Source organism: Candidatus Nanopelagicales bacterium (genome assembly GCA_018003655.1).
Classification (GTDB): domain Bacteria; phylum Actinomycetota; class Actinomycetes; order S36-B12; family UBA10799; genus JAGNDY01.
Window position 1 is genome coordinate 1 of sequence record JAGNDY010000164.1, and the last position, 2,674, is coordinate 2,674.

At 62.3% G+C, this 2,674-nt stretch carries 4 protein-coding genes; all 4 read left to right on the forward strand.

What is annotated here, in order from left to right; all coding sequences use genetic code 11:
- Nucleotides 1–291 (forward strand): dihydrofolate reductase family protein (locus KAZ48_11795; protein MBP7973473.1); only part of this gene is annotated, 291 nt, incomplete at its 5' end.
- Nucleotides 292–312: 21 nt separating this feature from the next.
- Nucleotides 313–1,209 (forward strand): dihydropteroate synthase, encoded by an 897-nt coding sequence (locus tag KAZ48_11800; GenBank protein MBP7973474.1) that lies wholly within the window; start codon nt 313–315, stop codon nt 1,207–1,209.
- Nucleotides 1,210–1,312: 103 nt separating this feature from the next.
- Nucleotides 1,313–2,059, forward strand: a complete 747-nt coding sequence (locus tag KAZ48_11805) for an aquaporin (protein MBP7973475.1) — start codon at nt 1,313–1,315, stop codon at nt 2,057–2,059.
- Between the two features lie 108 nt (nt 2,060–2,167).
- Nucleotides 2,168–2,596, forward strand: coding sequence for a universal stress protein (locus tag KAZ48_11810; GenBank protein MBP7973476.1), 429 nt, complete (start codon nt 2,168–2,170; stop codon nt 2,594–2,596).
- Nucleotides 2,597–2,674: the final 78 nt, after the last annotated feature.

Consider the following 2,674-nt stretch of genomic DNA (forward strand, 5'->3'; position numbering starts at 1 on the left):
GCCTTGCCTGGCGAGCGAGTTGATCCGGTCGCGCTCATCGATGCGTTGGAGGAGCGAGGCCTGCACCGGATCGTCTGCGAGGGTGGCCCGCACTTGCTGCGGGAATTGTCGGCAGCCGGTCTGGTGGATGAGGCCGATATCTCCGTCGCACCCATGATTGCTGGCGGCGGTCAGATTGTGACCGGAGTGGCCCTCGAATCGCCACTCAAGTTCGAGTTGGTGCACGCCATCGAGCACGAAGGCTTTCTGTTCAATCGATACGTGGCAAACGGCCGCGGTGTTCCCGCCTAGTACCTGACGTACGCTCGGCAGATGCTCACGCTCTCGGCATTGGCAGCGCTGGCCGACACCTATCGCGAGGACCTGGATATCCCGGTCGGTCCGCTACTGGTCGGTGATCGTGCCTGGGATGTCGACGTTCGTCCAGCGATCATGGGCTGTATCAATCTCTCTCGCGACTCGACCTACCGCGAGAGCGTGGCCGTATCCAGTGAGTCGGCAATCCGCAAAGCGCGAGTGATGGTTGCCCAAGGTGCTGACTTTGTGGATGTCGGCGCCGAATCGAGCACGGCTAGTGCGCGCAGAGTTGGCACCGACGGTCAGATCGCCGCGCTTGTTCCCGTGATCGAACAGCTAACCGCGGACGGGATCCTCGTCTCCGCCGAGACGTATGAACCAGCGGTCGTCCGGGCCTGCCTTGAGGCTGGCGCCCGGATTCTTAATCTGACGGGGACCGATCACCACCAGGAGATCTACCAACTCGCCAGCGAGTTCAATGCCACGGTCGTGCTCTGCTACGTCGGTGGCAAGAACGTTCGCGAGATCACCGACGCCACGGTTGGTGAGGATCCCATTCCCGGAATCCTTGAGCACTTCACCGGACGAATCGAAGTTGCCCGCGCCGCTGGCGTGGATCGGATCGTCATCGACCCAGGTATGGGGTTCTACTACGGCAATCTGGTCGATCCCGGCGTGCGCGTCCGCCACCAGACCCGGGTCCTGCTCAACACGTTCCGACTACGCCGGCTTGGGCTGCCGATTTGCCAAGCTGTTCCGCACGCGTTCGACCTCTTTGAGGATCAGTTCCGCTCAGCCGAGGCCTTCTTCACCGTGCTCGCTCAACTCGGCGGCATCGGCGTGATCCGCACGCACGAGGTGCCCAAAGTCGCCGCGGTAGTTGCCGCGATGGGCTCACTGACTGCCCTTTAGCTTTAGTAATTCGCGCAATTCTCTCCGTTTTGGCTATCGCCACGGCGTGTCGGGTACCGCCCGAGATGCCTGCGAGATCGATTTGCTCCAATATGTGCCCATGATGAAGAAACTGACTGCCGAATTCATCGGCACATTCGCTTTGGTTTTCCTGGCTGTCGGTGCTGCTGTCGCTGGCATCGGTGTAGCCCGTCTTGACTCTCAGAACGCCGACTTCCTCGTTCCAGCTTCTGGAACGCTCGGTGTCGCGATCGCGTTCGGCTTCGTGTTGATGGCCCTGGCCTACGCGCTCGGGGGTATCTCCGGTTGCCACGTCAACCCCGCTGTCACCATCGCGCTCATGACGAGCCGCAAGATGGAGGTCGTCGAGGGGTTGCTCTACATGGTCGCGCAGGTTCTCGGCGCGATCCTTGGTGGCGCGGCCCTGAAACTCATGGTGTCGAAGTTCGATGTGGTCGACACCACCGGTGGTCTCGGTACCAACGCATACGGCAAGAACATCTCCATGGGTGGTGCGTTCTTCCTCGAGGTCGTGCTGACCGCTCTCTTCGTGTTCGTCATCCTCATGGTCACGGACAAGTGGGCTACCCAGTCGATGGCTGGTGTTGCCATCGGCGTCGCACTCACCGCCGTGCACATCGTGGGTATTCCGCTGGATGGCACGTCGGTGAACCCGGCCCGTTCCATCGGACCGGCGCTGTTTGAGGGAGGTACGGCGATCAGCCAGTTGTGGTTGTTCATCGCGGCACCACTCGTTGGCGGCATCGTCGCAGCGGGTCTGTGGGCAGCGGCGCGGCGCGCGGAGGGCCCAGCCGAAGAAGCGGTCTCCGACGTTCCAGCCAACGCCTAGCCATCGGATCGGCGAATCCGTCGAGGGTCCGGCCATCAAGGACGAACGGCCCTACCCTCGGCGGATTTGCTGTTACAAGATGGAGTTGAGTTACAGGAGGGGTTCACCGTGAGCGAATCGAATGAGCGCGGCGTCGTACTTGTCGGGGTGGATGGTTCCGCATCGAGCGCAGCCGCGCTGAAGTGGGCCTATAACCATGCGCAGCTCAATGGCTCCCGCGTCCGTGCGGTGATGGCCTGGGAGTTGCCCTACTCGCCCATGGCGGCGTTGGCGTACGACCCGAGCGCGTTTGAACAAAGTGCAGTCGATGCCCTCAGGGAGTCCCTCGTCGAGGTACTCGGCGAGAACGCTGCCGATGTCGAGGCCGAAGTCGTCCAGGGGTACCCGGCCGAAGTCATGATCCAACAGTCCCGCGAGGCGGATCTGTTGGTGCTTGGCAACCGTGGCCACGGTGGCTTCGTCGGCATGCTGGTCGGTTCGGTGAGTCAGCACTGCGTCGCGCATGCGCACTGTCCGGTTGTCGTTATTCGAGGGTGAACGTTCTGGTCACCGCGCTGAACGGATGGAGAACGCCGGCAGCGTCCCTGCGCTGCCCGTGGTGGACGATTCGGTAGG

What these genes read in the sequence shown, in the direction of transcription:
- KAZ48_11800 (MBP7973474.1), top strand. Translation starts at nt 313, where the DNA reads ATGCTCACGCTCTCGGCATTGGCAGCGCTGGCCGACACCTATCGCGAG.
- KAZ48_11805 (MBP7973475.1), top strand. Translation starts at nt 1,313, where the DNA reads ATGAAGAAACTGACTGCCGAATTCATCGGCACATTCGCTTTGGTTTTC.